Raw genomic sequence first — 24,400 nt, 5'->3', positions numbered from 1 at the left:
TTGCTGCTCAGGACCGGGCGGTCACAACGGCTTGCCCGAATCCTTCCAGCGATCGAGTATCTCGGAACGCGGTGGCAGTCTGTCAGCAGTGTTCTTTTCTTCTCGCACTTCACCGCTCTTTTGATAGGCCGGCTGCGCATCGCTCAGGACCACTGGCGCGATCAACGACGGCGACGCGTCCGTCCGGGCGCTTTGGACCACCGACACCGGTAACACGGGCGGTGTCTCCAGAACCCCGCCGGACGTCCCGCCGGGCACGGGTTCTCCCCCATGATAACGCTGGCTGAATGCCGCCGCCGTTCCCCAATATCCCTTCCAGCGATGGAAGAAATGCGCGCCGACGACGTCCGTCATGACCAGCGTACGGTTCCAGGCGGGCGTGACCGCATAGGTGTGATAATGCGTCGCCAGTCCGACCGGGGCGTAGACATAGCCGGCAAGCGCCATCCCGGCGTTACGCGCCGCGCGTGCCCAGGCGGCCCGCGCCGGTATCCGCATCGTCGCCCCGTCGCATGCGAAACTGAACTGGCACCCTGCCGATGCGGTGTTCGTGTGGACGCCCTGATACACGACGCCGCACACCGTCGCCGGGAAAGCCGGATGGCGTGCGCGGTTGAGAATCACCTGTGCGACCGCACGTTGGCCCGCATCGGGTTCGGATGCCGCCTCGTAGTACAGCGCGGTCGTCAGACACAGCAGCGCGCGGTTGCGATCGGTCGTGCTCGTCCCCGCCATCGAAAAGGGACGCGCCGCGACGACGCCGTCATCGCCGCCAACTAGTGTTGCGCTGATGGGCAGCGCGGGCAGATCGGTCGTCCCCGTAGCTCCGGTCGCAGGCGCCGCGGCATCCTGTGCGGCATAGAATAGCGCGGCGCCGGGGAAATGATCCTGCCGTTCATATCCCGCCGCCGCGCTGCTGGTGACGGTCGAGTCGACCGGATGTTCGCTGATGGCACGATAGGCAGCGTGTGCCGACAGCCCGACACCGATCGTGCCGCCGGCTGCTACCGCAACCAGCCACGCACGGGCATGCATCGATCCTCTCCACGCCAAACCGCGCACCGCAGCGTCATCCTTCTTCCACGCACTCGAACCGCGGCTGCCATAGCAGATGATGTCCTACCGATCCGCTACCGATCGCCAGACGCGTCCCGATCGGAGACGCGTCTCGCCGCCGATCATTTCAACGCTGCGGTGTCGAGATTCAATGCGGTTTCGGGGATGACTTCGACCGTTGGATAGGCCTTCCGCAGCGGCTCGATGAACTGCTTCGCATCGCCGACGACGACGATGCTTGCAGCCTTTGGATCGAGCAACGCCGCCGCGGCCGCTTGTGCCGCTGCCGGATCGACGGACCCGACCGCACCGGTGAAACGCTGCAACTCGCCGAGCGGGACACCGTTCTGGACATAGGCGCCCAAGATGGCCGCGACGCCCGATGTCGTCTCGATCGTGCGACCGAAACCGCCGATCAGCACGGCCTTGCGCGTGTCGAGTTCGCCTGGCGGTACCGGGGCGGAACCCATCCGCGCCATTTCGGCCGAGATCAGCGTCACGACCTCCGCTGCGGTCGGGTTCTTGGTCTGCGTCCGCGCTGCTACGGTGCCCTGTGTCTTCCCCGCATCGAGCCCGCTGCTTGCGCCATAGGCGAGTCCCCGCTTGATGCGGATTTCCTGGTTGAGGCGGGACGAGAAGCCGCCGCCCAGCACCGTGTTGGCGACCGCGAGCGGGTAATAGCGGCTGTCCGACCGTGCGATGGTCGGGCGTGCCACAACCACGCCGGCCTGACCGGCCTCGGGCATGTCGACGACGATCACGCGCGGTGACGGATAGGCGATCGGCGGGATGGGCCGGGTTGCCGCAGCGGCGGCCTTCCAGCCGGCAAACTGCGCCTCTGCCAACGCCTTCGCGCGGGCTGTGGTGACATCACCGACCATGATCAGCGTCGCCTGGTCGGGCCGGAAGCTGGTTGCATAGGCCTTGGTGATGTCGGCGCGCGTCAGTGCCTTGAGCGAGGCCGGTGTACCATCGATCGGTGCGCCGTAGGGCGACGTGCCGAGGACTGCGCGATCGGCGACCAAAGCGGCGAGTTGTGCCGGGTTCTTCAGCGCGAGCGCGACGGCATCGATCTGCTGCGTCCGCGCGCGCTCGATCTCGGCCGGGTCAAAGGCCGGGTTGATCGCGACATCGGCGAGGATCGCGAGCGCCGGGGCCAGTTGGTCGGCCTTGACCGTCACGTCGACCGACGCGCCGTCACTCGCCGCATCGCTGCTGATCGCGCCGCCGAGGCCCTCGACCTGCCGGGCGATCTGCGTCGCCGACCGGGTCCTGGTCCCCTTGGTCAGCAGCCCGGCAGCCATCGCACTGGCACCCGCGCGGTTGGCCGGATCGGTTGCCGCTCCTCCCGACGTCACGAGATAGGCGGTGACGATCGGGAGGTCGTGGCGTTCGACCGTGATGAGCCGCATGCCGTTTGCCAGCCGCGTCTCGGTCGGTTGCGGGATCGTCGTTGCGACCTGTGTGCCGGGAGCCGGGGGCTGGATCCGCTCCGCCTCCGGCGCGGGCGTGACCACCGTGATGTTCGCCGGAGCCGTGAGGTCGGCAACGCGAACCGTCTGGGCGATTTCGATCGGCGTCGCGGCCGCATCATTCGGCTTCGATGCGAGCGGCAGGTAGCGGATCGTCGCGGACTGGGCGTCGGCCAGATATTTGCGTGCGACGCGCTGGACGTCTGCTGCGGTCACGCGCGCGATCTCGGCAAGTTGCCGGTCGGCGGCATGCGGGTCGCCGTCGATGATCACCGAGGCGGCCAGCGTGCTCGCCTTGCCCTCCGCGGTCTCGCGTGACTGGATCGACTGGGTCAGGATCTCGTTCTTCGCCTCCGCGAGTTCGGCAGCGGTGACGGGAGCATCCCGCAGTCGCCCGATTTCGGCCTTCAGCGCAGCCTCGCCGTCGGCCGCGGTCTTGCCGCCCGCCATGATGGCGTAGACCGCGAGATTGCCGGTCGACTGCTTGCTGTCGAGCATCGCGTCCGCGGACTGCGCCAGTTGCTGGCGATAGACGACGGATTCGTAGAGTCGCGAACTCTCCCCGGTCGCAAGTACCGCCTTCAGGACGCTGAGCGCGGGGATGTCCGCATCGCGGTCCGCAGGAATATGATAGCTGATCAGCACGGCGGGCAGCGGCGTGTTCGGCTCATAAACCGTCCGCGATATCGCCTTGGCCCGCGCTGGCTCGGCGACGGTCACGCGCGGGATAGCCCCGGCCGGCTTCTTGATCTTCGCGAAATAGCTGTCGATCCAGCCGTCCAGCTGTTGCTGATCGAAGTTGCCGGAGACGACGAGGACCGCGTTGTCCGGCCGATAATAGGTCGCGTGGAATGCGCGGACATCGTCGATCCCCGCCGCCTCGAGATTCTCGAGGCTGCCGATCGTACCGCGCGCATAGGGATGCGCCTGATAGGCAAGCGCCGGGTAATAGAGCGAGAACAGCTTCCCGTAAGGACGGGCGAGCGTGCTCTGACGCAATTCCTCCTTCACGACGTCGCGCTCGGACGCGAAGCTCGTGGGTTCGACGACCAGGCTCGCCATCCGGTCCGCTTCGGCAAAGAGCAGCCGTTGCAAATGGTTCGCTGGCACGACCTCGTAATAATTCGTGTAATCGTCGTTCGTCGACGCGTTGTTGTAGCCGCCGACGTCTTCGGTAAGCCGGTCCATCTGCTCGGAGACGAGGTTGCGCGTCGACTTGAACATCAGATGTTCGAACATGTGCGCAAAGCCGGACTTGCCCGTGGGGTCGTCCTTCGATCCGACATCGTACCACACCTGCACCGACACATTGGGCGTGCCGGTGTCGCGGATCGCATAGACACGCAGCCCGTTGGGCAGCACGCGCTCCTTGAAGGCAATCGGCTTGACCGCGACTTGCGCGGTCGGAGCGGTCTGCGCCACCGCCGCCAGGGGCCAGCAGGCTGCGGTGAGCAGCAGGGCGGAGCGGAGGAGGCGCATCGGTATCCTTACTTGGGGTTGCGCGAACGGTTGAACAGCACTGCACCGGCGATCGCGGCGGAGCCGATACCGACGCCGAGCCCGATCTTGCCGAGCGGCCAGGTCTTGGCCTTTTCCACGGTGGCCTTCGCGGCCGCTTCCGCATGGAGCTTGGCTTCCTTCGCGGCGGCCAGGATCTCGTTGGGGGTATCGTTGTCGGTATTCGTGGTGATGGGATCGGTCACGTCACTCTCCTAACTCGATTTGCGAGCATACTCCGCTCGAAAACCATTTGCGAACTGCGTCAGCGTGCCGGTTGCGATCGCTGCACGCAGGTCGGCCATCAATGTCTCGTAGAACCAGATGTTGTGCTCGGTCATCAACATAGCGCCAAGCATCTCGCCTGCGCGGACGAGATGATGAAGATAGGCACGACTCCAGGTCGCACACACCGGACAGGCGCAGCCCGCTTCAAGCGGAGTCTGGTCCTCCGCAAATTTGGCATTGCGGATGTTGATTGGCCCGGTGCGCGTGAATGCCTGTCCGGTGCGCCCCGAGCGCGTCGGCATGACGCAGTCGAACATGTCGATCCCGCGCTCGACCGCACCCACGATATCGTCGGGCTTGCCGACCCCCATCAGATAGCGCGGCTTGTCGACGGGCAATTGCCCCGGCGCAAAGTCGAGGCAACCGAACATCGCCTCCTGGCCTTCGCCGACCGCGAGACCGCCGACCGCGTAGCCGTCAAAGCCGATCTCGATCAGCGCATCGGCCGAAGACTTGCGGAAGGACTCGTTCAGCGCGCCTTGCTGGATTCCGAAGATCGCGTTGTTTTCGGCGTGTGCGCCGCCGGCGTCGAACGCATCGCGGGATCGTCTGGCCCAGCGCATCGAGCGCTCCATCGCCGCCGCCTGAACCTCGCGCGTCGAGGTCGTCGGAACGAGTTCGTCGAACGCCATGACGATGTTCGAACCGAGCAGCCGCTGGATCTCGATCGACCGTTCGGGGCTGAGCAGGTGGCGCGTACCGTCGAGGTGGGACTTGAACGACACGCCCTCCTCGGACCGCTTCGTCAGATCCGCCAGGCTCATCACCTGATAGCCACCCGAGTCGGTGAGGATCGGCTTCGACCAGCCCATGAAATCGTGCAGCCCGCCGAGGCGTGCAACGCGTTCCGCCCCGGGGCGCAGCATCAGGTGATAGGTGTTGCCGAGGATGATGTCGGCGCCCGCTGCTGCGACCTCGTCGGGCTTCATCGCCTTCACCGTCGCCGCGGTCCCGACCGGCATGAAGGCGGGTGTGCGGATGATACCGCGCTGCATCGCAATCTGGCCGGTCCGGGCGGCGCCGTCGGTCGCGGCAATGGTGAACGTGAAGCGGGGGGGCACGGGATTGTCCATCAGCGGCGCTTGCTGCGCGGGGGGGCGTTGGGCGCGAAACTGCGGATCGTCAGCAATTCCTCGCGGACGAGAACGCCGTCGCGATTTCGGTCGAACCGGCTGAAGAATTGCGCGAACCGCGCCTGCAGTTCGACGAGCGTGATCGCATTGTCGCCATCGCGGTCGACCTCGAACGGGCTGGGGAGCGCGTTGCGATCACCCAGCCATTTCAACGACCAGTCGGCATAGGAGATATACCCGATCTTGCCGGTGCTCGCGCCTTCGGCGGTGGCAAAGCTGCGGGCGAGGCAGGCGTTGAGCTCCGGTTGCGTTACCCGCGCGTCGTTTTCGCCATCGCATGCCGCGATGAACAGCGCGGCTGGTTCGGCGAAGATGGTCGATGGCGGCTGTGCGCCGCCGGCAGCCGGTGCCGCGGGCACCGCCTGCAGCGCCAGGATCAGGGGTATCAGCATGGGCATGTCATGGCAGCAGCAGGCTGGCGTCGCCATAGCTGTAGAACCGATAATGCGCGCTGATCGCATGCGCATACGCCGCCCGCATCCGCTCGCGACCCATCAGTGCCGAGACCAGCATGAACAAGGTCGAGCGGGGCAGATGAAAATTGGTCACCAGCCCGTCGATCCCGCGAAAGCGATAGCCCGGCGTGATGAAGATCGCGGTGTCGCCCTCGAACGGTCTGATCACGCCATCATCCCCCGTCGCGCTCTCGATCAGCCGCAACGAGGTCGTGCCGACCGCGATGACGCGCCCGCCAGAAGCGCGAACGGCGTTCAGTCGGTCCGCCGTCTGCGGATCGATCCGGCCCCATTCGGCGTGCATCCGATGATCGTCGGTATCGTTCGCCTTCATCGGCAGGAACGTGCCGGCACCGACGTGAAGCGTCAGCGTCGCATGCTCGACACCCGCATCGGCGAGTGCCTGAATCAGCGCGGGCGTGAAGTGGAGGGCGGCGGTGGGCGCTGCGACTGCGCCCGGCTCGGCGGCAAACATCGTCTGATAGTCGTCGGCATCGCGCGCGTCGGTCGCCCGCTTGCCGGCGATATACGGGGGCAGGGGCATGTGCCCGACGCGATCGAGCAGCAGTTCGAGCGGCTCGTCACCGGCGAATTCGAGCGCATAGCTGCCGTCGCTCTCGCGGTCGACGGCCGTGGCGCTGACGTCGGCACCGAAGTCGATCACGTCGCCATCGCGCAATCGCCGCGCATTGCGAATGAATGCGCGCCATCGCCGGGGTCCTTCGCGCTTGTGCAACGTCGCGCCGATCTTCGCGTCCCCCCGTCGACCGTCGAGCTGCGCGGGGATCACGCGGGTGTCGTTGAACACGAGCAGATCACCGCGCCGCAGCATTTGCGGGAGATCGGCGACGCCCGCGTCACGCGTCGTGGCGCCATCGAGAACCAGCATACGCGCCGCATCGCGCGGCGCCGCGGGGCGTAACGCGATGTTTTCGGGCGGCAGGTCGAAGTCGAAAAGGTCGACGTTCAACGCAATCTCACTTCTTTGGAGCCGCCTTCTTGGCGACGGGTGGCTTGCGCACCGGCGCGAGCTTCGGCTTGGCCACGCCAGGTCCGGTGGCGGTGCCCGGCAGCGTCACGGGGGCGCCCAGCGCCGGCGGCGCGACGACCGGCCCGGCGACATAGGCCGGCGGGTTGTCAGCGGCGATATAGGCATGCGTGATCCGCGACGGATTCGCCGGCGGCTCGCCGCGTTCGATCGCGTCGACATATTGCATGCCGTCAATCACGCGACCGAAGACGGTGTATTTCTTGTCGAGGCTCAGCCGCGGCTGGAAAACGATAAAGAACTGGCTGTTCGCACTGTCTTCCTTCTCCGAGCGGGCCGCGGACACGGCGCCGCGCACATGCGGGAGATAGTTGAATTCGGCCTTCACGTCGGGCAGCGGCGAGCCCCCGGTGCCGTCGCCCTTGGGATCGCCGCCCTGCGCCATGAACCCGTCGATCACGCGGTGAAACGGCAATCCGTCATAGAAATGCTGGCGCGTCAGCGTCTTGACCCGCTCGACCATCAGCGGCGCGACGTCGGGACGAAGCCAGATCGTGACGCGTCCGCCGGTCGACAGGTCGAGCAGCAACAGGTTCTGCGTGTCCGTCGTCAGCGGTGGCGTGGCGCGACCGGCAACATTGGGATCGATGATCTGGGCTGTCGCAGGAACCGTCAACAGGGACCCGAGAACCGCAAGCATACCGGCGAAAAAGCGCATCAAATCCCTACTCGCATTGGCCGGACGAACGACGTCGAAGCAGCCCCGAACTCTCAAGCGGCCGCTTAGAGCAAATCCTCGCTTGCGCCAAACTGAACATCACGCCGAACGCAGGCGATCGGTTCAACTTCCCTTGCGACCGATCAGCGTCACGCGGTCGACGACCTCGTGGCTGACCGTTGCGGGTACGAACTTGCCGATATCCCCGCCGAACAGCGCGATTTCCTTGACCAGCTTGCTCGCGATCGGCTGAAGCGCGACGTCGGCCATCAGGAACACCGTCTCGACGCGCGGATTGATCTGCTGGTTCATGCCCGCCATCTGATATTCATATTCGAAGTCCGCGACCGCGCGCAGCCCCCGCACGATCACGCGCGCGCCCTCACGCTCGGCAAAGTCCATCAGCAGCGAATCGAACGCGACCACCTCGACGTCGCCGTCCACGCCCGCGACCTCGCGGCGGACCATCGCCAGCCGCTCGTCGATCGTGAACATCGGCGATTTCGACGCGTTCGTGGTCACGCCCACGACCAGCCGGTCGACGAGCTTCGCGCCGCGCCGGATGATATCCATATGGCCGAGCGTGATCGGGTCGAACGTGCCCGGGTAGACACCAATCCGCGCGCCTTTGACCCGCTGCGGTTCTGGACTTGCGGTCATGATCGGATCCCCGGAAATGGTCAGCGGTCGCGTTCGAGGACGAAGCGCGCGATATCGCGCAACAGGTCGGCTTCCTGCCCATAGGCATGAAGATGCGCAATCGCCTGGTCGACGAGCATATGCGCCTGTTCGCGCGCACGGTCTGCGCCGAGCAGTGACAGGAACGTTTCCTTGCCCGCGCCTTCGTCCTTGCGGAGCTTCTTGCCCGCTACCGCCTCGTCACCCTCGGCGTCGAGCAGGTCGTCGGCAATCTGGAACGCAAGCCCCAGATCATGCGCATAGCCCCGCAGCCCGACACGCCCCTCGGGCGGGAGCTTGCCAAGGATCGCGCCCGCTTCGACGGATGCGGAAATCAGTGCGCCGGTCTTCATCTGCTGAAGCCTGGTGACCGTGTTCAGGTCGAACCGGTTGCTGTCCGCCTCGAGGTCCATCATCTGCCCGCCCGCCATTCCGGCGGGGCCCGCCGCCTTGGCGAGGTCGAGGACGAGATCGGCACGGACGAACGGATCGGGATGCGTCGCGGGGTCCGCGAGTATCTCGAATGCGAGCGCATGGAGGCAATCGCCGGCGAGGATCGCGCAGGCCTCGCTGAACGCCTTGTGCACCGTCGGCTTGCCGCGGCGCATGTCGTCATTGTCCATCGCCGGCAGGTCGTCGTGGATCAGCGAATAGACGTGAATCGCCTCGAGCGCGGTCGCGACGCGCGCGGCGCTATCCTTGTCGACGCCGAACAGGTTGGCGGTGGCAAAGACCAGCAATGGACGGAGGCGCTTTCCGCCACCGATCGCGGCATGACGCATCGCGCGGTACAGGTCGGCACGCGGATCGCCGGGCACCGCAAGCAGCGTATCGAATCGCGCGTCGATCTCTGCCGAAACGTCGGCGAGGGCATCGGCGAGCGACAATGGCATGGCGCTCATGGTCGCCTCAACCAGCGACAAAGGGGCGCACCCCTGCCGGATTGCCTTCGCCGTCGAGCCGGATGGCCTCGATCCGCGCCTGCGCTGCGTCGAGGCGATCCGCGCACCGCTGGCGCAGCTTGTTGCCACGCTCATAAAGCTCGATCGCATGCTGGAGCGGCGTGTCGCCGCTCTCGAGCTGCGCAACGATCTTCTCGAGCTCTTTCAGTGCCTCTTCGAACGAGAGGTCTTCGGTCGGCGTGTCCATGGCGTCGCTATGGGGCAGGGGCGCGACGGGGGTCAAGGATGCGTGATGCAAGAAGCTGCGCCCCGGCGAAACCACGGCGCCTGCCAATCCGCGCACCGCTCAATGCAGTCGGTCGACGGTCCAGGTGTAGAGTATCGAGACGCCGACCAGGCCAAGATCGACCGCGGCCTGCATGCGCCGTGGCGCAGGATCGGACCGATCATGCGTGATCAGCCGGAAGTCTGCGGTCGGATGGCGTAGTGCCACTACCGCGAGGCTTACTCCGATGACTGTAAGCGCGAGCTTTCGATTTCGCATGATCTTCCCCCGGCAGGACCGTGACCTATGGTGCCGATCTTGACAAGACTTCATTCCAGGATTGCCGGTCCGGCGAGGGGCCATGATCGATCGCGTGGCGCGCACGGTCGCGTCCTGCCGCCTTTGCGGCAAAAAGCGCGCGATCCGCCTCGCGGTACAGCAGTTTCCAGTCCGTCTCGCGCAGCAACGGGCCGGTACAGCAGCCTATGCTTGCGGTGACCTGCACGTCGTACGGCATCGGTTCGCGGCGAATCCGCTCGAGGATCGCGTTGGGCGGCACCGACGTCGCCGCGTCCCCCACGATGGCGAACTCCTCGCCGCCGACCCGCGCGACCAGCGTCTCCGGGGGAAGCGCGGACCGGAGCGCGCGGGCAAACACCCGAAGCACTTCGTCGCCGCCGTCATGGCCGATGGTTTCGTTGACACGCTTGAAATGGTCGATGTCCACGATGAGCAGGACCTGCTCCCCCGTCCGGCCGATCGCGCGTGACAGAAACGCACGCCGGTTGAGCAACCCCGTCAGCGGATCGGTGTCGGCGAGCAGCCGGGCCTCGATTTCCTTCTCTCGGGCGGCATCGCGTTCGCGGCTTAGCAGCAGGATACGGTAGGCGATTGCGATGCTCGAGAGCAGCGCTTCGATCGCCATCGCAAGGATCGTGGAATTGTCGAGCCACAGCCGCCAGCCGATCAGCCCGAAACTGTTCGCGACGCGCAGCCCCGCCATGACGATCGGCGCCCCCCACGCCAAGGCAAACAGCCACAGATAATTGCTGCGCACCCGCCATGCGCGCCACAGAATGACGGGGACGAGGAGCATCAATGTAAGGTAGCCAAGCGACATGGCCGTATCGGCAGTCCGCAAAGCAACCGGCGCAGCAAGCCCCCACACCACCGCCAGGCTCATCAGCGCGGCCATGACGGCATTGCTGACGGTCCGCAGCCAGCCGGCAAAGACCGCCCGTTCGAAGAACGTCCGCGCGAACATGAGCGCCGCGGTCGCCGAGGATGCGAGCAAGAGCACGCTCAATTTCTGACGATCGTTGTTGTCGAGGCCAGGCAAGACGTGCGCAATGGCGCCCGAGGAGGTGGCGGCATAGGCAAGGAGACAGAGCATGAGAAGACAATAGGCCGGCTGATACGCCTGACGTAACGCGCCCCAGAGCGCGAGATTGTAGACGATCAACGCGATCGCCATCCCGGCGAATGCCCCGTACAACGCGGCACGAAGGGTCTGCGTTCTCGCGCCTTCAGAATCGTCGACGATCGACGGGCCCAATATCACGCCACGGAAATTGGCCGAGCCTTCGACATGCCACAGAAGCTGGATCGGTGGCGATCGACGCGGCGGCAGGCGCTGGCTGAACACCGCACCGAGCTTGAGCACCTGCGAGGCCGTGCGAGAGGAGAAGCTGCTCTGCCGGACGACGCCATCGGCATAGCGAACGTACAGCGTGATGCGCGACATCCAGACGCTGCCGTAGCGTATGTTTGCCCCGCGCGAACCGAGGTCGGGGAGGCGTTGCGACAGAACCCAGAAATCACCCGAGCCAAACCGGGCTTGTGACGTCCGGCAATCGAATTGCCCGGTATTCTCAAAAAGCCTGGCCGCCGCCATGCCGGCTTTGGCAGGCACTATGCACGTTGCGAGTGGCGTCCCCGGCAGCGCCGCCGCGGGCCGCGACACGCACAGGCCGATCATCACGATCAGCGCGGCGATGACCGCTCGCAGGAAAGCCTGGGTTTGCATGCGGCGGCTATAGGCCGCGTTAGCCAATTAACCGTAAACGCCGGGGCATCGACACAGAAAAACCGGCGACGCCATTGCGCCGCCGGCTTCTGCACCTTCGTCAGTCTTCCTTGACCGCGACGGCCTCGGGCTTGCCCTTCTTCTTGGGCTTCTTGGGGGCCGCGCTCTCGATCGCGAACGACAATGCGCCGTCCTTCATCTTGACCGTGACCTCGCCGCCATGGACGAGCTTGCCGAACAGCAGCTCCTCGGCGAGCGGCTGCTTGATCTTCTCCTGGATGAGGCGGCCCATCGGACGCGCGCCATACAGCTTGTCATAGCCCTTCTCGGTCAGCCATGCCTTCGACTCGTCGTCCAGCTGGATATGGACGCCGCGGTCCGCCAGCTGCAGTTCGAGCTGCAGGATGAACTTGTCGACGACGCGCGCAACCACGGTCGTCGGCAGGTAACCGAACGGCACCACTGCATCGAGACGGTTGCGGAACTCAGGCGTGAACATCTTCTGCACTGCCTGCTCGTCCTCGCCCTCACGCGTCAGGTTGCCGAAGCCGACCGTCTCGCGCGCCATGTCGCTCGCGCCCGCATTGGTCGTCATGATCAGGATGACGTTGCGGAAATCGACCGACTTGCCGTGCTGGTCGGTCAGACGCCCGTTATCCATCACCTGCAACAGGATGTTGAACAGGTCGGGATGCGCCTTCTCGATCTCGTCGAGCAGCAGCACGCAATGCGGGTTCTGGTCGACCGCATCGGTCAGCAGACCGCCCTGGTCGAACCCGACATAGCCCGGGGGCGCACCGATCAGCCGGCTGACCGAATGCCGCTCCATATATTCGGACATGTCGAACCGCTGGAGCGGAATGCCGAGGATCGTCGAGAGCTGCTTGGCGACTTCGGTCTTGCCGACGCCGGTGGGGCCGGTGAACAGATAGTTGCCGATCGGCTTCTCCGGCTCGCGCAGGCCCGCCCGCGCCAGCTTGATCGCCGAGCTGAGCTTCTCGATCGCCGCGTTCTGCCCGAACACCACGCGCTTCAGATCCGTCTCGAGCGTGGCGAGCGCCAGCTTGTCGTCGGTCGACACCGACTTTGGCGGGATGCGCGCCATGGTCGCGATGACCATCTCGATCTCCTTGGGGGTGATCGTCTTCTTGCGCTTGTTCGGGGCCACCAGCATCTGCATCGCGCCGACCTCGTCGATCACGTCGATCGCCTTGTCGGGCAGCTTGCGATCGTTGATGTAGCGCGCGCTCAGCTCCACCGCCGACTTGATCGCGTCGGGGGTGTATTTGACGTTGTGGTGATCCTCGAACGCCGAGCGCAGACCCGCCAGGATCTTGATCGTGTCCTCGATCGTCGGCTCGTTCACGTCGATCTTCTGGAAGCGCCGCAGCAGCGCGCGGTCCTTCTCGAAGTGGTTGCGGAACTCCTTGTACGTGGTCGAGCCGATGCACCGGATCGTGCCGCCGCTGAGTGCGGGCTTGAGCAGGTTCGATGCATCCATCGCGCCGCCGCTGGTCGCGCCGGCACCGATCACCGTATGGATCTCGTCGATGAACAGCACCGCATCGGGCAGCTTCTCGAGTTCGTTGACGACCGCCTTCAGACGCTCCTCGAAGTCGCCGCGATACCGCGTCCCCGCCAGCAACGCGCCCATGTCGAGCGAGTAGATGATCGCGGGCAGCAGCACGTCGGGCACGTCGCCCTCGACGATCTTGCGCGCCAGGCCTTCCGCGATCGCGGTCTTGCCGACGCCGGGATCGCCGACATAGAGCGGGTTGTTCTTCGACCGGCGGCACAGGATCTGGATCGTGCGATCCACCTCCGGCCCGCGCCCGATCAGGGGATCGACCTTGCCCGCCTTGGCCTTCTCGTTGAGGTCGACCGTGAATTGCTTGAGCGCGCTTTCCGTCTTGCCCTTCTCCTGTCCCTTGGCCGGCTTCTCGTCGTCGGCACCCTTTGGCGTCGAGGCTTCGGTCGGCTGCTGGCCGCCCTTGCCGACGCCGTGGCTGATGAAGCTGACCGCATCGAGCCGGCTCATGTCCTGCTGCTGCAGGAAATAGACCGCATAGCTCTCGCGCTCGCTGAACAAGGCGACGAGCACGTTGGCGCCCGTCACTTCGTCGCGGCCCGAGGACTGGACATGGAGGATGGCGCGCTGGACGACGCGCTGGAACCCGCTCGTCGGCGAGGGATCGGTCGCGGCATCGACCTTCAGCGCATCGAGCTCGGTATCGAGATAATGCGCGACCGTGGTCCTCAGCTCGCCAAGGTCGACATTGCAGGCGCCCATGACCTTCGACGCATGCTCGTCGTCGATCAGCGCGAGCAGCAGATGCTCGAGCGTCGCATATTCGTGGCGCCGGGACGACGCGGCCTCGAGCGCCTTGTGCAGCGTGGTCTCGAGGGCGGGTGCAAATGATGGCATTTACATTACTCCTGTCGGGCCGCGAAACCGCACGCCCTTTGCCACTATGTCGGAACTGTAATCGATCGCATCAAGCACTTGACCCAGCCGCCCTGCGTTCCTTTGCCGCCCGAAAGCGGACCGCCGAGACGTGGCCGCGGGGTTCACCGTCTAAATAGGTCGTCGGCGCTGGCGCGATGGCTGATCGCCCGATCTTTTTTCAGCTGACAGCGCGCGATCTCGCCCTGCAGCACCGTGATACGGGCATCGAGTTCGGCGACCGACAGCGAATCGATATCCTGACGTACCAGAGCGTCGAGAAAGTCGTCGGGACGGGAAGGGGCGTCATCCGGATCCATCGTGCGTACAACGTTGACCCGCACCGGTGTGATGTCAATAAGGCACGGGAATCTAAAGGGGCGTGTCGATCTGATGCCATCACTAGCCAACACCGTGCCTGACGTCATGAAGGCGATCGACCCGAAGGAGCCCGGCGGCCCCGACGTGCTGATCCTGTGCGATCGTCCCGTCCCGCGTCCGGGCCGCGACGAGGTGCTGATCAAGGTGTCCGCTGCAGGCGTCAACCGCCCCGAGGTCATGCAGCGGCAGGGCAAGTATCCGCCGCCGCCCGGGGCCCCTTCGATCCTCGGCATGGAGATCGCAGGAACGATCATCGCGGTCGGCGAGGGCGTGGGGCAGGAGCAGATCGGCCAGCCCGTCTGCGCGCTGATCAGCGGCGGGGCCTATGCCGAATACGCCGTCGCGCCGTTCGGGCAGTGCCTCCCCGTTCCTGTCGCGCTGTCTATGGTCGAAGCGGCGGCGATCCCCGAGACGCTCTTCACGGTCTGGACCAACCTGTTCGAGCGCGGCTATGCAACCGAAGGCGACACCGTCCTCGTCCATGGCGGCACGAGCGGAATCGGCACGATGGCGATCGCGCTGTGCAACGTGTTCGGCATCGACATCATCGTGACCGCGGGATCCAAGGCAAAATGCGAAGCGGCGCTGAGCCTCGGCGCGACGCACGCGATCGACTACAAGTCTGAGGATTTCGTCGAGCGCGTCGCTGAGATCACGAACGGCAAAGGCGTCGCCGTCGTGCTCGACATGGTCGGCGGCGAGTATGTCCCGCGCAACCTCAAATGTCTGGCCGACGACGGCCGTCACGTGTCGATCGCGGTTCAGGCGGGGGCAACCGCGACGGTACCGCTGTTCGAGATCATGCGCCGCCGCCTGACGCTGACGGGATCGACGCTGCGCCCACGCGACACCGCCTTCAAATGCCTGGTCGCGGACGAGCTGGCGCGTACCGTTTGGCCCCATGTCGAGGCGGGTCAGGTAAAGCCGGTGATCGATCGTGTCTTTGCCTTTGCGGACGCGCCCTCCGCGCATGCCCGGATGGAAGCGGGCGACCATGTCGGCAAGATCGTGTTGACGATGGAATGATCGTGCCACGGCGGGGGCACAGCTCACCGTCGCCCTGACAAGGTCAGAGTGACGATGAGGCAAACCTTCCACCCGCTGTTCGAGCGCGGCGCGGCGGTGTGGTTATGGCCCGGCCTTCGACACCGCCGGCTCCCGCACCTTTAGCTTAGTTGCTGTCGGAATCGTCGCTGCCGCCCGTCGCGAGCAGCACGCCGACCACGAGTGCGGCAAGGATCCCGATGCTGACATAGGTCGCGGTCGGGCCCTCGGCGAGGCTGTTCTTCCCGGTCGTGACCGTGCCGGTGCGCGCGGGTGCGGATTTGGCGACGGACAGCGATGCGGCGCGATTGGCGGCCGATGCGGTCGCGGGTGCTGCCATCAAGGTGACGGCGGCGGCTGTGGCGGCGATGGTCTTGAAGCGGAACGTCACGGTGGTTCTCCCTTTGGAAGCGGCCATAGTTCAGCTTGGCAGGGATTCGTCAATGCGTTTGCCGGTCGGCCCGCAAAGCCCGGCCGACTGACATCGAACGGTCACCGGACTGCGGCGATGGTGTCACAATAGCCGGCTAATCCAGCGGATAAGGAACAGTTTAGCGGGGCATGCCCATGGACGCCGTCACGTTTCCGATCGCCGAGATCACCGACATCGCAGACTTCATCCATTCGCGTCCCGCGCAACCCGAGCCGGTGGTCGAACGGCGGCAATACAGGACGATCTGGATCTCCGACGTCCATCTCGGCACGCGCGGCTGCAATGCGGCGATGCTCAACGACTTCCTCGATCATGTCGACAGCGAGATGCTGTATCTCGTCGGCGACATGATCGACGGCTGGCGGCTGAAGAAGAAATTCTACTGGCCGGACGCGCATAACGACGTGCTCTGGCGTCTGCTCAAGCGCGCCAAGCGCGGCACGCGCGTCATCTACATTCCCGGCAATCACGACGAGGTGTTCCGCCAATATTCCGGGCTCGACTTCGGCGGCATCGCGATCCGCCGCAAGGCGATCCACGAGACCGCCGACGGCCGCCGCCTGCTCGTGCTGCACGGCGACGAGTTCGATGCGATCACGCTCGCGCACCGCTGGGTCGCGCATATCGGCGACGCCGCCTACACGATGCTGATGGGGCTGAACCGCTGGGTCAACGCCGCACGCCGGCGGCTGGGCATGCCCTATTGGTCCTTGTCGAAGCATGCCAAGGCCAAGGTCAAGAACGCGGTCGCGTTCATCTCGCACTTCGAGGAGGTCGTCGCGCATGCGGCGGGCGTTCGCGGGGTGGAAGGCGTCGTCTGCGGCCATATCCACACGGCCGAGATGCGCGAGATAGCCGGCATCGCGTATTACAATGACGGTGATTGGGTCGAAGGATGCACCGCGCTGGTCGAGCATTTCGACGGCCGGATGGAACTGCTCCACTGGGCGGACGAGATCGCCGCCCGCCACCGCGATAGCGCGAATGCGTCGTCGCTCGCGATTGCCGCCTGACCTCACATGCTTCCCTTCGGGAATCGTCACGGAGAATATCGATGCGCATCGCAATCGTCACGGACGCGTGGAGCCCGCAGGTCAACGGTGTGGTCCGCACGCTGCACGCGGTAAAGCGTGAACTCGAATCGATCGGGCACGATGTCCTGATCATTTCCCCCGAAGCGTTCGTCTCGATGCCGTGCCCGACCTATCCCGAGATCAGGCTCGCCCTGGCACGGTCGGAGGTCGTCGGACGCATGATCGAGGCGTTCGGCACCGAGGCGATCCACCTCGCGACCGAGGGGCCCGTATGCCTTGCCGCGCGCAGCTGGTGCATGGCGAACGCCCTGCCGTTCACCAGCGCCTATCACACGCAATTTCCGGATTATGTCGCTGCACGGACTGGCGCCAATCCCGACTGGATCTGGCGGTATATCTGCTGGTTCCATCGCCCGGCGCAGTCGATCCTCGTCTCGACGCCCTCCGTCGCCAACATCCTGCGCGCGCGCGGGCTCGACCGGGTACGGCAATGGGGCAGGGGGGTGGACTTCGCGCAGTTCGGGCTGGACGGCGCGCGCGATCCGTCGATCACGGCGTTATCGGGACCGATCCTGCTGTATGTCGGGCGCATCGCGGTGGAGAAGAACATCGAGGCGTTCCTGGCATCGCCGCATCCCGGAACGAAGGTCGTCGTCGGTGCGGGCCCCGCGCGCGCGGCACTGGCCCGCCGTTTTCCCGACGCGGTCTTTCTGGGGCCGCGGTCGGGACATGAGCTCGCGGCGGCATATCGCAGCGCCGACGTCCTCGTCTTCCCCAGTCGCACGGATACGTTCGGCCTGGTGATGATCGAGGCGCTTGCATGCGGGACCCCCGTCGCGGCCTATCCCGTGACCGGGCCTATCGATGTGCTCGATCCCCGCGTCGGCGCGATGGACGACACGCTCGAGGTCGCCATCGCGCGGGCGCTGACCTGTGATCCACGGGCGTGTGCGGCATATGCGGCGCGGTTCAACTGGCCAACGAGCGCGCGGCAGTTCGTGCACGCGCTGGTCCCCTTTGCCCGGCACGGGGCGGAGGTCGATCACGACGTCTATCTCGCGTCGCATATCGGCCAGATCGCCGCGTAGCGTTCAGCCCATCGCCTTGCGCAACAGCCGCGAAAGCTGCTCCACGGAATAGGGTTTGTGCAGCAGTTCGAAGCCGTGGGTCCCGTTCTGCGCGAGGACATTGCTGTATCCCGACGTCAGGACGACCGGCAATTCCGGATGCGCCGCGCGGATCGCCTTGGCGAGGTCGATGCCGTTCATGCCAGGCATCACGACATCGGAGAACACGATGTCGAACCGCTTCGCATCCTTGCCAAGTTCGGCGAGCGCCTCCTGCGCGTCCGCCGCCCACACCGTGACATAGCCCAGCTCGGACAAAGACTGGGTCGTGAACGTGCCGACCTCGCGATTGTCCTCGACGACGAGGACGCACGTGCCGTGGCCGTCCGCGAGCGCCTCGGTGGGGTCGTCGGCGTCGGGGATGCGTTGCTCATCGGCCTGCGGCAGATAGAGCGTGAAACACGCGCCGTGGCCGACATCGCTTTCCACGGTGATGTCTCCACCCGATTGCTTGGCGAAACCGAAGACCTGGCTGAGCCCCAGCCCCGTGCCCTCGCCGACGCCCTTGGTCGTGAAGAACGGCTCGAAGATCCGGTCGAGCTGGTCGGGCTGGATCCCGCTTCCGCTATCGGTGATCGAGATCGCGACGAAACGACCCTGCACCGCGGGATGCGCCCGGACGGCGGGAATACACGCCGCGGTTCTGACGGCGATGTCGATGCGCCCGGCACCGTTCATCGCGTCGCGCGCGTTGACCGCCATGTTGATCAACGCGGTATCGAGCTGGCTGGGGTCGACATTGGTCAGGCACGGGACATCGGGAACGTCCACGCTGATGACGATGCGCGATCCCGTGAGCGTTCCCAGCATGTCGGAAATGACGGTCAGGCTCTGCCCGACGTCGATGACCTCCGGCTGAAGCGCCTGTCGCCGCGCGAACGCGAGCAACTGCCCCGTCAGCTTCGCGGCGCGATCGGCGGTGTCGGATATCGCCTCGATATACCGCACACGACGCTCGGCGCTTAGCTCGGGGCGCTTGAGCAGGTCGGTTGCGGACCGGATCACCGTCAGCAGGTTGTTGAAGTCGTGCGCGACCCCGCCGGTCAGCTGGCCGACCGCCTCCATCTTCTGCGACTGGCGAAGCGCATCCTCGGCTTGCTGCAACTCGCCGGTACGCGCGGCGACTTGCTGTTCGAGCGATGCTGCCAGTGCGGCCAGCCGCTGCTCGGCGCGGCGCCGCTCGACCGCGATCCGGGTCCGCTCGGCCGCTTCACGGACGAATGCGACCTCATTGGCGTGCCAGCGTCGTTCCGTCGCGCCGGCAAGATAGAAGATTGCGACGAGCTCGCCGGATTCGGTCAACGGTATGTTGATCAGCGATCGGGCGCTGATCGCCTCAAGCGCAGGCGCCGTCGCCTGGCTGCGGGGATCGACGCGCACGTCGTTGATATGGACTTCCTGACCGCGTTTCAGGTCGTCGATATACCATCCGAAATCGCGGAACTGGAACTCACCGGACAAGGCGTCGATACCGGGCATGTGCCAGTCATGCTCGATGGCGATCGTTTCTGTCTGCGGATCGATACTGCCATAGCCGGCATGGCTCGCCCCCAGCGTACGGCCGATGATCTGGGCCGCAGCGAACGATATGTCGTCGGGCTGCTCGACGTCGCGAAAGACATCCGCAAGCTCGGTGAGGGCGTCGCGGCGGATGTCGCTCATGCGCTGGTCGGTGATGTCCATCGACACCCCGGCAATCCGCATGGCGATCCCCTGGGCATTGAAGAAGGGTTGTCCGCGCGAGGCGATCCACCGCATCTCGCCATCCGGACGAAAGACGCGGTAGACGACGTCATAATCCGTTCCCTCCGCGACGCAGCGGTCCAGCTCGGCGATGCTTTTGGCCCGGTCGTCGGGATGAATGGCCTCCAGCCGATCGTCATAGGTGAAGGGTTCGTCGACGGGACGCCCGAACAGCTCCTTGCACGTCTCCGACGGGGTCAGCTGCCTGCTGGCGATTTCGAGGCTCCACGTGCCGAACCGCGCCGCCTTGAGCGTGAACGAGAGCTCGCGCTCATGCTCCTCCTGCGTTCGCAGACGGTCGGTCAGCTCGGCCATCAGCGAGGCATTGCTCGCCTCCAGACCGTGCAGCCGCTCGCGTTCCAGCGTGACATCGACCTGGCTCGCGAAGAAATAGGCGAGGATCCCCTCGGTGTCATAGACCGGCGCGAGCAGCAGCCGGTTCCAGAAGGGATCGCCGTTCTTGCGATGGTTGCGGATGTCGATCTCGATCGGCTGCACCGATTCAACCGCATCGCGGATGCGACGGACGGTCGCAGGGTCGGTTTCAGGCCCCTGCAGAAACCGGCAGTTCCGTCCGAGGATCTCCTCGCGCGTATAGCCGCTCAAGCGACAAAACGCGCCGTTGGCGAAGACGACCGGGTTGTCGGGCAGCCGTGGGTTCGTGATGATCATCGGCATTCGCGTGGCGCGGACCGCGGCCACGAACGGGTCGGTACCCGTGTCCTGCCCGACCAGCTGGGCTGCGATGCGTTCGGCGTCGGCGGTATGCGGGATCGCGTCCGGCGCGGCCATTATGTCCGGGCGAAGGGCAGCGGTATCCGCTCCCGCCAACGCTTCGTCGGCATGGCTCGGACTGCCCGGCAAAGTTTCCGCAGGTGGCACGCGCGTATCGTTCAACGGCCGCTTTCTCGTTCGTTTCGCTAAGCCCCTCATACGTAGGGAAATAGCGAAGGCCTCGCAACGTGAAGATACGCCTGAAAACGGCTCATGACGGGGCGGGACAGGCCGGCGTCGGTGGCGCGGGACCGGGGAACCTCTTTGTAACGATTTGCAGGTAGCGAGATGGCAGGTGTTTCGCTTGCGCGCTTGCCTGTTAGCCGCGTGCGCACTAAGTCGTGTGTCATGTCAGGCCGCTCCGAAAGGGGCGGCCCTTTGTATTTTTACGGAGTTCTCGCCGTGGCCCAGCCGCTCATGCCTCATGCGACCGCCGCCTGGATGGTCGATAATACCGCGCTCAGCTTCGAGCAGATCGCGGATTTTTGCGGTCTGCACATCCTTGAGATCCAGGCGATCGCCGATGACACGACCTCGACCAAGCTGACCGGTCGCGATCCTGTGCGTGCGCATGAGGTGACGCAGGAGGAGATCGACAAGGGCGCGGCCGATCCCGACTATCAGCTCAAGATGATCAAGGGCCCCGATCAGGTCCGCCGCACCAAGGGCCCGCGCTACACCCCGGTGTCGAAGCGGCAGGACAAGCCCGATGGCATCGCCTGGATCATCCGCAATCACCCGGAAATCACCGACGGCGCGATCTCGCTGCTGATCGGGACCACGCGGACGACGATCGCGGCGATCCGGGATCGTAGCCACTGGAACATCGCGAATATCACGCCAAAGGATCCGGTCACGCTCGGGCTGACGTCGCAGCGTGAGCTCGATGCCGCAGTCGCCAAGGCTGCCAAGGCGGCCGGGATGGAAGCGCCGACCGACACGCGTCTCGAAGGCGACCGCGAGGCGCTGCTCGAACAGCTCCGCAACGAGCGTACCCAGGCTGCGGCCGACGCGCAGTTCGTCGCCGAAGGCGGCGTACTCCCGGTCAAGCCGCTGTTCGACGATCCCTTCAAGCGCTGATCTGATCAACGCGCATGCCCGCGTCATCCCGGTGCGGCAGGCGTGCGGCGCCGCTGACGTGGGGGTGACGCGGGGCGGCATGCGCGGACCGCGTTAAGCTGGTGGGGGACTATCTCCGCCCGCGATCCGTTGCTATCCGCAACGCATGGCAACGCTTCCAGACACGATGCCCGCACCGATCTGCCACAAGGGGCTGACCTATCCTTTGGGCGGGGTCGAGCCTGGACATGGCGACGTGTTTCAGATCGCACCCGGCATCGACTGGGTGCGCCTCACGATCCCCGGTCCGCTCCGCCACGTCAATTGCTGGCTGCTTGCGGACGGCGAGGGCGATGCGCTGGTCGATACCGGGATGAACACGCCCGAAGCGCGCGATGCCTGGACGGCCGTGTTCGCCGGCCCGAAGTCCGGGGTACGCGTTACCCGCCTGATCGGAACGCATTTTCACCCCGACCATATCGGCCTCGCCGGCTGGATCTGCGATCGTCATGCGGCACCGCTCGTCATGACCCGGGGCGAGTGGCTTACGGCGCGCATGCTGGCGGCGGATGCGCGCGATGCGGTGCCGGACGAGATGCTGGCATTCTGGCGCGGCGCGGGGTGGGACGATGCGCAGATCGCGCATGCCGCGGCAAAGGGCTGGGCGGGCTTCCGCAGGATCATCACGCAATTGCCGCTGAGCTACGACCGGCTTCAGGACGGCGATCGCCTCGAGATCGGTGATCGCCAGTGGCAGATCGTCACCGGCTCTGGGCACAGTGTCGAGCATGCCTGTCTTGTCGACGAGACGGACGGCATCCTGATCGCCGGCGACCAGGTCCTTCCGCGGATCAGCCCCAACGTATCGCTTGGCGTCACGGAACCCGGGGCCGATCCGCTTGGCGAATGGTTTGCCTCGATCGCCAAGCTGAAGACGCTGCCGCACGACCTGCTCGTCCTGCCGGGGCACGGCGATCCCTTTACCGGGCTTCACACCAGGCTCGATGCGATGGACCGCGAACACCGCGAACGCCTAGACGAGTTGGCCATCTTCCTGGCCGAGCCGCGGCGTGCGACGGATTGCTTCTCGCGGCTGTTCCGTCGCGCGATCGGCCCCGACATGCTCGGTATGGCGACGGGCGAGGCATTGGCGCATCTGCGCCGCCTCGAGGTGGAGCGGCGCGCGGTCCGCGAAATCGTCGATGGTGTGTGGTGGTGGCGCGCCGACTAGTCTAGCGTGCCGCAAAATCGGCAGGAGAGGCCCATGTGCGACGAGCATACCGCTGACGACAACGCGATATTCCTCGCCGGCGTTTCGCGCAGGCAATTCGGTGCGATGACCGGTGCGGCAGGGCTGGCGATGCTGCTTCCTGCACCTGCCAATGCCGCGGCAATCGCCGGGCGCGATGTGACCATCACGACGGCGGACGGAAAGGCCGACGCCTATTTCGTCGCACCCGCGACCGGCCGTCATCCGGGCGTCCTCGTCTGGCCCGACGTGATGGGGCTGCGTCCTGCCTTCAGACAGATGGCGGACCGGCTCGCGCAGTCGGGCTACGCCGTCCTCGTCGTCAACCAGTTCTACCGCTCGACCAGATCGCCGTTCCTCGCTCCCGGTGAGTCGTATGACCAGCCGGCCGTTCGCGCGCGCATCGCGCCGTTCCGCGAGGCGCTCACGCCCGACGCAACCGTCCGCGACGCCAAGGCCTTTGCCGCGTTCATCGACGCGCAGCCTCAGGTCGATCGCAAGCGGGGAATGGCAACGACGGGCTATTGCATGGGCGGGCCGATGGTCCTGCGCACCGCTGCGGCGGTATCGAACCGCATCCGCGCCGGGGCAACCTTCCACGGCGGCGGCTTCGTCACCGATACGCCCGACAGCCCGCATCTGCTAATCCCGAAAACGCAGGCACAGTATCTGATCGCGATCGCCGCGAACGACGATGCCCGCGCACCGACCGAAAAGGATACGCTGCGCACGGCCTTCGCGACCGCCAGGCGCCCCGCCGAGATCGAGGTCTATGCCGGGACGATGCATGGCTGGTGCCCCCCGGACAGCAAGGTCTATGATCCGGTCCAGGCGGACAAGGCGTGGGGACGCATGCTCGCGCTGTTCGGCCGGGCACTGGTCTGATCGACTGAGAGAACAGGGGCGGGCAGCCGGCCCCGGAATGGTTTCCATCATGCGCGCGGGGCGTCACGCTTGACGCCTCGTGTTTGGCATGTGATGTTCGCGTTACGTTCCAAGGGAGCCGGTCATGACGCTGATCTTGTATACCAACCCGATGTCGCGCGGTCGGATCGCCCGCTGGATGCTGGAGGAGGTCGGCGCCGACTATGAGGCGGTGGTGCTCGACTATGCGTCGACGATGAAGGCAGAGGCCTATCGGTCGGTCAACCCGATGGGGAAGGTGCCCGCCATCGTGCATGACGGCAAGGTCATCACCGAATGCGCGGCGATCTGTGCGTATCTCGCCGACGCGTTTCCGGGGGCGGATCTCGCCCCGCGCGATGACGAGCGCGCCGATTACTACCGATGGCTTTTCTTCGCCGCGGGTCCGGTCGAAGCCGCGATCACCAACCGTTCGCTCGGGGTCGTCCCGACCGACGATCAGCAGCGGATGGTCGGCTATGGCAGCTTCGACGCCGCCATAACGACGCTCGAAAGCGGGGTCTCGGCCCATGACTATGTCGCTGGCGCTCGGTTTACGGCAGCGGATGTCTATGTCGGATCGCAGGTGATCTGGGGCCTGCAATTCGGGTCGCTGCCGAAAACCGATGGCTTCGTCCGTTACGCGGCGAAGCTGACCGGACGCGCAGCCTATCTCCGCGCCGCCGCGCTTGACGATGCCCTGATTACCCCCGCAGCGTCGTAGCATCGAAC

General features: G+C 65.6%; 23 protein-coding genes. 7 read left to right on the top strand and 16 right to left on the bottom strand.

Going from position 1 to position 24,400, the window contains the following annotated elements:
• Positions 1 to 21: 21 nt before the first annotated feature.
• The 14 genes from ASE72_RS03335 to ASE72_RS03270 form a co-directional block, all read right to left on the bottom strand.
• Positions 22 to 1,035 carry a cell wall hydrolase gene (locus ASE72_RS03335; protein WP_056016629.1) on the bottom strand — a complete coding sequence of 338 codons (1,014 nt, stop codon included), beginning with the start codon at positions 1,033 to 1,035 and terminating at the stop codon, positions 22 to 24.
• Positions 1,036 to 1,178: 143 nt separating this feature from the next.
• Positions 1,179 to 4,007: a M16 family metallopeptidase gene (locus tag ASE72_RS03330; protein WP_056016626.1), complete on the bottom strand. Its 2,829-nt coding sequence runs from the start codon at positions 4,005 to 4,007 to the stop codon at positions 1,179 to 1,181.
• 8 nt (positions 4,008 to 4,015) lie between these two features.
• Entirely contained in the window at positions 4,016 to 4,231 is a 216-nt protein-coding gene (locus tag ASE72_RS03325; RefSeq protein ID WP_235532204.1) for a hypothetical protein, read from the bottom strand.
• A gap of 9 nt (positions 4,232 to 4,240) precedes the next feature.
• Positions 4,241 to 5,386, bottom strand: coding sequence for a tRNA guanosine(34) transglycosylase Tgt (tgt, locus tag ASE72_RS03320; RefSeq protein ID WP_056016622.1), 1,146 nt, complete (start codon positions 5,384 to 5,386; stop codon positions 4,241 to 4,243).
• Positions 5,386 to 5,838, bottom strand: coding sequence for an EF-hand domain-containing protein (locus ASE72_RS03315; protein WP_156350083.1), 453 nt, complete (start codon positions 5,836 to 5,838; stop codon positions 5,386 to 5,388). Before ASE72_RS03315 ends, tgt begins: the two co-directional genes overlap by 1 nt.
• 7 nt (positions 5,839 to 5,845) lie before the next feature.
• A complete protein-coding gene (queA, locus tag ASE72_RS03310) occupies positions 5,846 to 6,871 on the bottom strand; it encodes a tRNA preQ1(34) S-adenosylmethionine ribosyltransferase-isomerase QueA (RefSeq protein ID WP_056016616.1) in 1,026 nt (341 codons plus the stop codon).
• A 7-nt stretch (positions 6,872 to 6,878) separates the two neighbouring features.
• Positions 6,879 to 7,607 (bottom strand): peptidylprolyl isomerase, encoded by a 729-nt coding sequence (locus ASE72_RS03305; RefSeq protein WP_056016613.1) that lies wholly within the window; start codon positions 7,605 to 7,607, stop codon positions 6,879 to 6,881.
• A 123-nt stretch (positions 7,608 to 7,730) separates the two neighbouring features.
• On the bottom strand, positions 7,731 to 8,267 hold the full coding sequence (coaD, locus tag ASE72_RS03300) for a pantetheine-phosphate adenylyltransferase (protein ID WP_056016610.1): 537 nt from the start codon (positions 8,265 to 8,267) through the stop codon (positions 7,731 to 7,733).
• A 20-nt stretch (positions 8,268 to 8,287) separates the two neighbouring features.
• A complete protein-coding gene (locus ASE72_RS03295) occupies positions 8,288 to 9,187 on the bottom strand; it encodes a polyprenyl synthetase family protein (protein ID WP_056016606.1) in 900 nt (299 codons plus the stop codon).
• A 7-nt stretch (positions 9,188 to 9,194) separates the two neighbouring features.
• A complete protein-coding gene (locus ASE72_RS03290) occupies positions 9,195 to 9,434 on the bottom strand; it encodes an exodeoxyribonuclease VII small subunit (protein WP_056016604.1) in 240 nt (79 codons plus the stop codon).
• A gap of 99 nt (positions 9,435 to 9,533) precedes the next feature.
• Positions 9,534 to 9,731 carry a hypothetical protein gene (locus ASE72_RS03285; protein WP_056016601.1) on the bottom strand — a complete coding sequence of 66 codons (198 nt, stop codon included), beginning with the start codon at positions 9,729 to 9,731 and terminating at the stop codon, positions 9,534 to 9,536.
• Positions 9,732 to 9,756: 25 nt separating this feature from the next.
• Positions 9,757 to 11,478 (bottom strand): sensor domain-containing diguanylate cyclase, encoded by a 1,722-nt coding sequence (locus ASE72_RS03280; protein WP_056016598.1) that lies wholly within the window; start codon positions 11,476 to 11,478, stop codon positions 9,757 to 9,759.
• 100 nt (positions 11,479 to 11,578) lie between these two features.
• Positions 11,579 to 13,903 carry an ATP-dependent Clp protease ATP-binding subunit ClpA gene (clpA, locus tag ASE72_RS03275; RefSeq protein WP_056016596.1) on the bottom strand — a complete coding sequence of 775 codons (2,325 nt, stop codon included), beginning with the start codon at positions 13,901 to 13,903 and terminating at the stop codon, positions 11,579 to 11,581.
• A 143-nt stretch (positions 13,904 to 14,046) separates the two neighbouring features.
• A complete protein-coding gene (locus tag ASE72_RS03270; protein WP_031394982.1) occupies positions 14,047 to 14,241 on the bottom strand; it encodes a DUF1192 domain-containing protein in 195 nt (64 codons plus the stop codon).
• A gap of 73 nt (positions 14,242 to 14,314) precedes the next feature.
• On the opposite strand from ASE72_RS03270, the gene ASE72_RS03265 reads away from it, so the two are divergent.
• Positions 14,315 to 15,328: an NAD(P)H-quinone oxidoreductase gene (locus tag ASE72_RS03265; protein WP_235532203.1), complete on the top strand. Its 1,014-nt coding sequence runs from the start codon at positions 14,315 to 14,317 to the stop codon at positions 15,326 to 15,328.
• 145 nt (positions 15,329 to 15,473) lie between these two features.
• On the opposite strand, the gene ASE72_RS03260 is transcribed toward ASE72_RS03265, so the two are convergent.
• A complete protein-coding gene (locus ASE72_RS03260; protein WP_056016590.1) occupies positions 15,474 to 15,737 on the bottom strand; it encodes a hypothetical protein in 264 nt (87 codons plus the stop codon).
• Positions 15,738 to 15,913: 176 nt separating this feature from the next.
• On the opposite strand from ASE72_RS03260, the gene ASE72_RS03255 reads away from it, so the two are divergent.
• Together ASE72_RS03255 and ASE72_RS03250 are read left to right on the top strand one after the other, a co-directional pair.
• On the top strand, positions 15,914 to 16,792 hold the full coding sequence (locus ASE72_RS03255) for a UDP-2,3-diacylglucosamine diphosphatase (RefSeq protein ID WP_056016587.1): 879 nt from the start codon (positions 15,914 to 15,916) through the stop codon (positions 16,790 to 16,792).
• 41 nt (positions 16,793 to 16,833) lie between these two features.
• Complete coding sequence (locus ASE72_RS03250) at positions 16,834 to 17,901, top strand: glycosyltransferase family 4 protein (protein WP_082445757.1); 1,068 nt, start codon at positions 16,834 to 16,836, stop codon at positions 17,899 to 17,901.
• A 3-nt stretch (positions 17,902 to 17,904) separates the two neighbouring features.
• Here the strand turns inward: ASE72_RS03250 and ASE72_RS03245 are convergent, their stop codons facing one another.
• Positions 17,905 to 20,475, bottom strand: a complete 2,571-nt coding sequence (locus ASE72_RS03245; protein WP_056016584.1) for a GAF domain-containing hybrid sensor histidine kinase/response regulator — start codon at positions 20,473 to 20,475, stop codon at positions 17,905 to 17,907.
• A 384-nt stretch (positions 20,476 to 20,859) separates the two neighbouring features.
• On the opposite strand from ASE72_RS03245, the gene ASE72_RS03240 reads away from it, so the two are divergent.
• The 4 genes from ASE72_RS03240 (at position 20,860) to ASE72_RS03225 (ending at position 24,392) form a co-directional block, all read left to right on the top strand.
• On the top strand, positions 20,860 to 21,537 hold the full coding sequence (locus ASE72_RS03240; protein WP_056016582.1) for a DUF1013 domain-containing protein: 678 nt from the start codon (positions 20,860 to 20,862) through the stop codon (positions 21,535 to 21,537).
• A 145-nt stretch (positions 21,538 to 21,682) separates the two neighbouring features.
• A complete protein-coding gene (locus ASE72_RS03235; protein WP_056016579.1) occupies positions 21,683 to 22,747 on the top strand; it encodes an MBL fold metallo-hydrolase in 1,065 nt (354 codons plus the stop codon).
• A gap of 33 nt (positions 22,748 to 22,780) precedes the next feature.
• Positions 22,781 to 23,650 (top strand): dienelactone hydrolase family protein, encoded by an 870-nt coding sequence (locus tag ASE72_RS03230; RefSeq protein ID WP_056016576.1) that lies wholly within the window; start codon positions 22,781 to 22,783, stop codon positions 23,648 to 23,650.
• A gap of 124 nt (positions 23,651 to 23,774) precedes the next feature.
• Entirely contained in the window at positions 23,775 to 24,392 is a 618-nt protein-coding gene (locus ASE72_RS03225) for a glutathione S-transferase family protein (RefSeq protein ID WP_056016573.1), read from the top strand.
• Positions 24,393 to 24,400 lie beyond the last annotated feature (8 nt).

It is taken from the genome of Sphingomonas sp. Leaf20 (assembly GCF_001421535.1).
GTDB lineage: Bacteria > Pseudomonadota > Alphaproteobacteria > Sphingomonadales > Sphingomonadaceae > Sphingomonas.
This window is presented reverse-complemented; position numbering and strand designations above follow the sequence as displayed.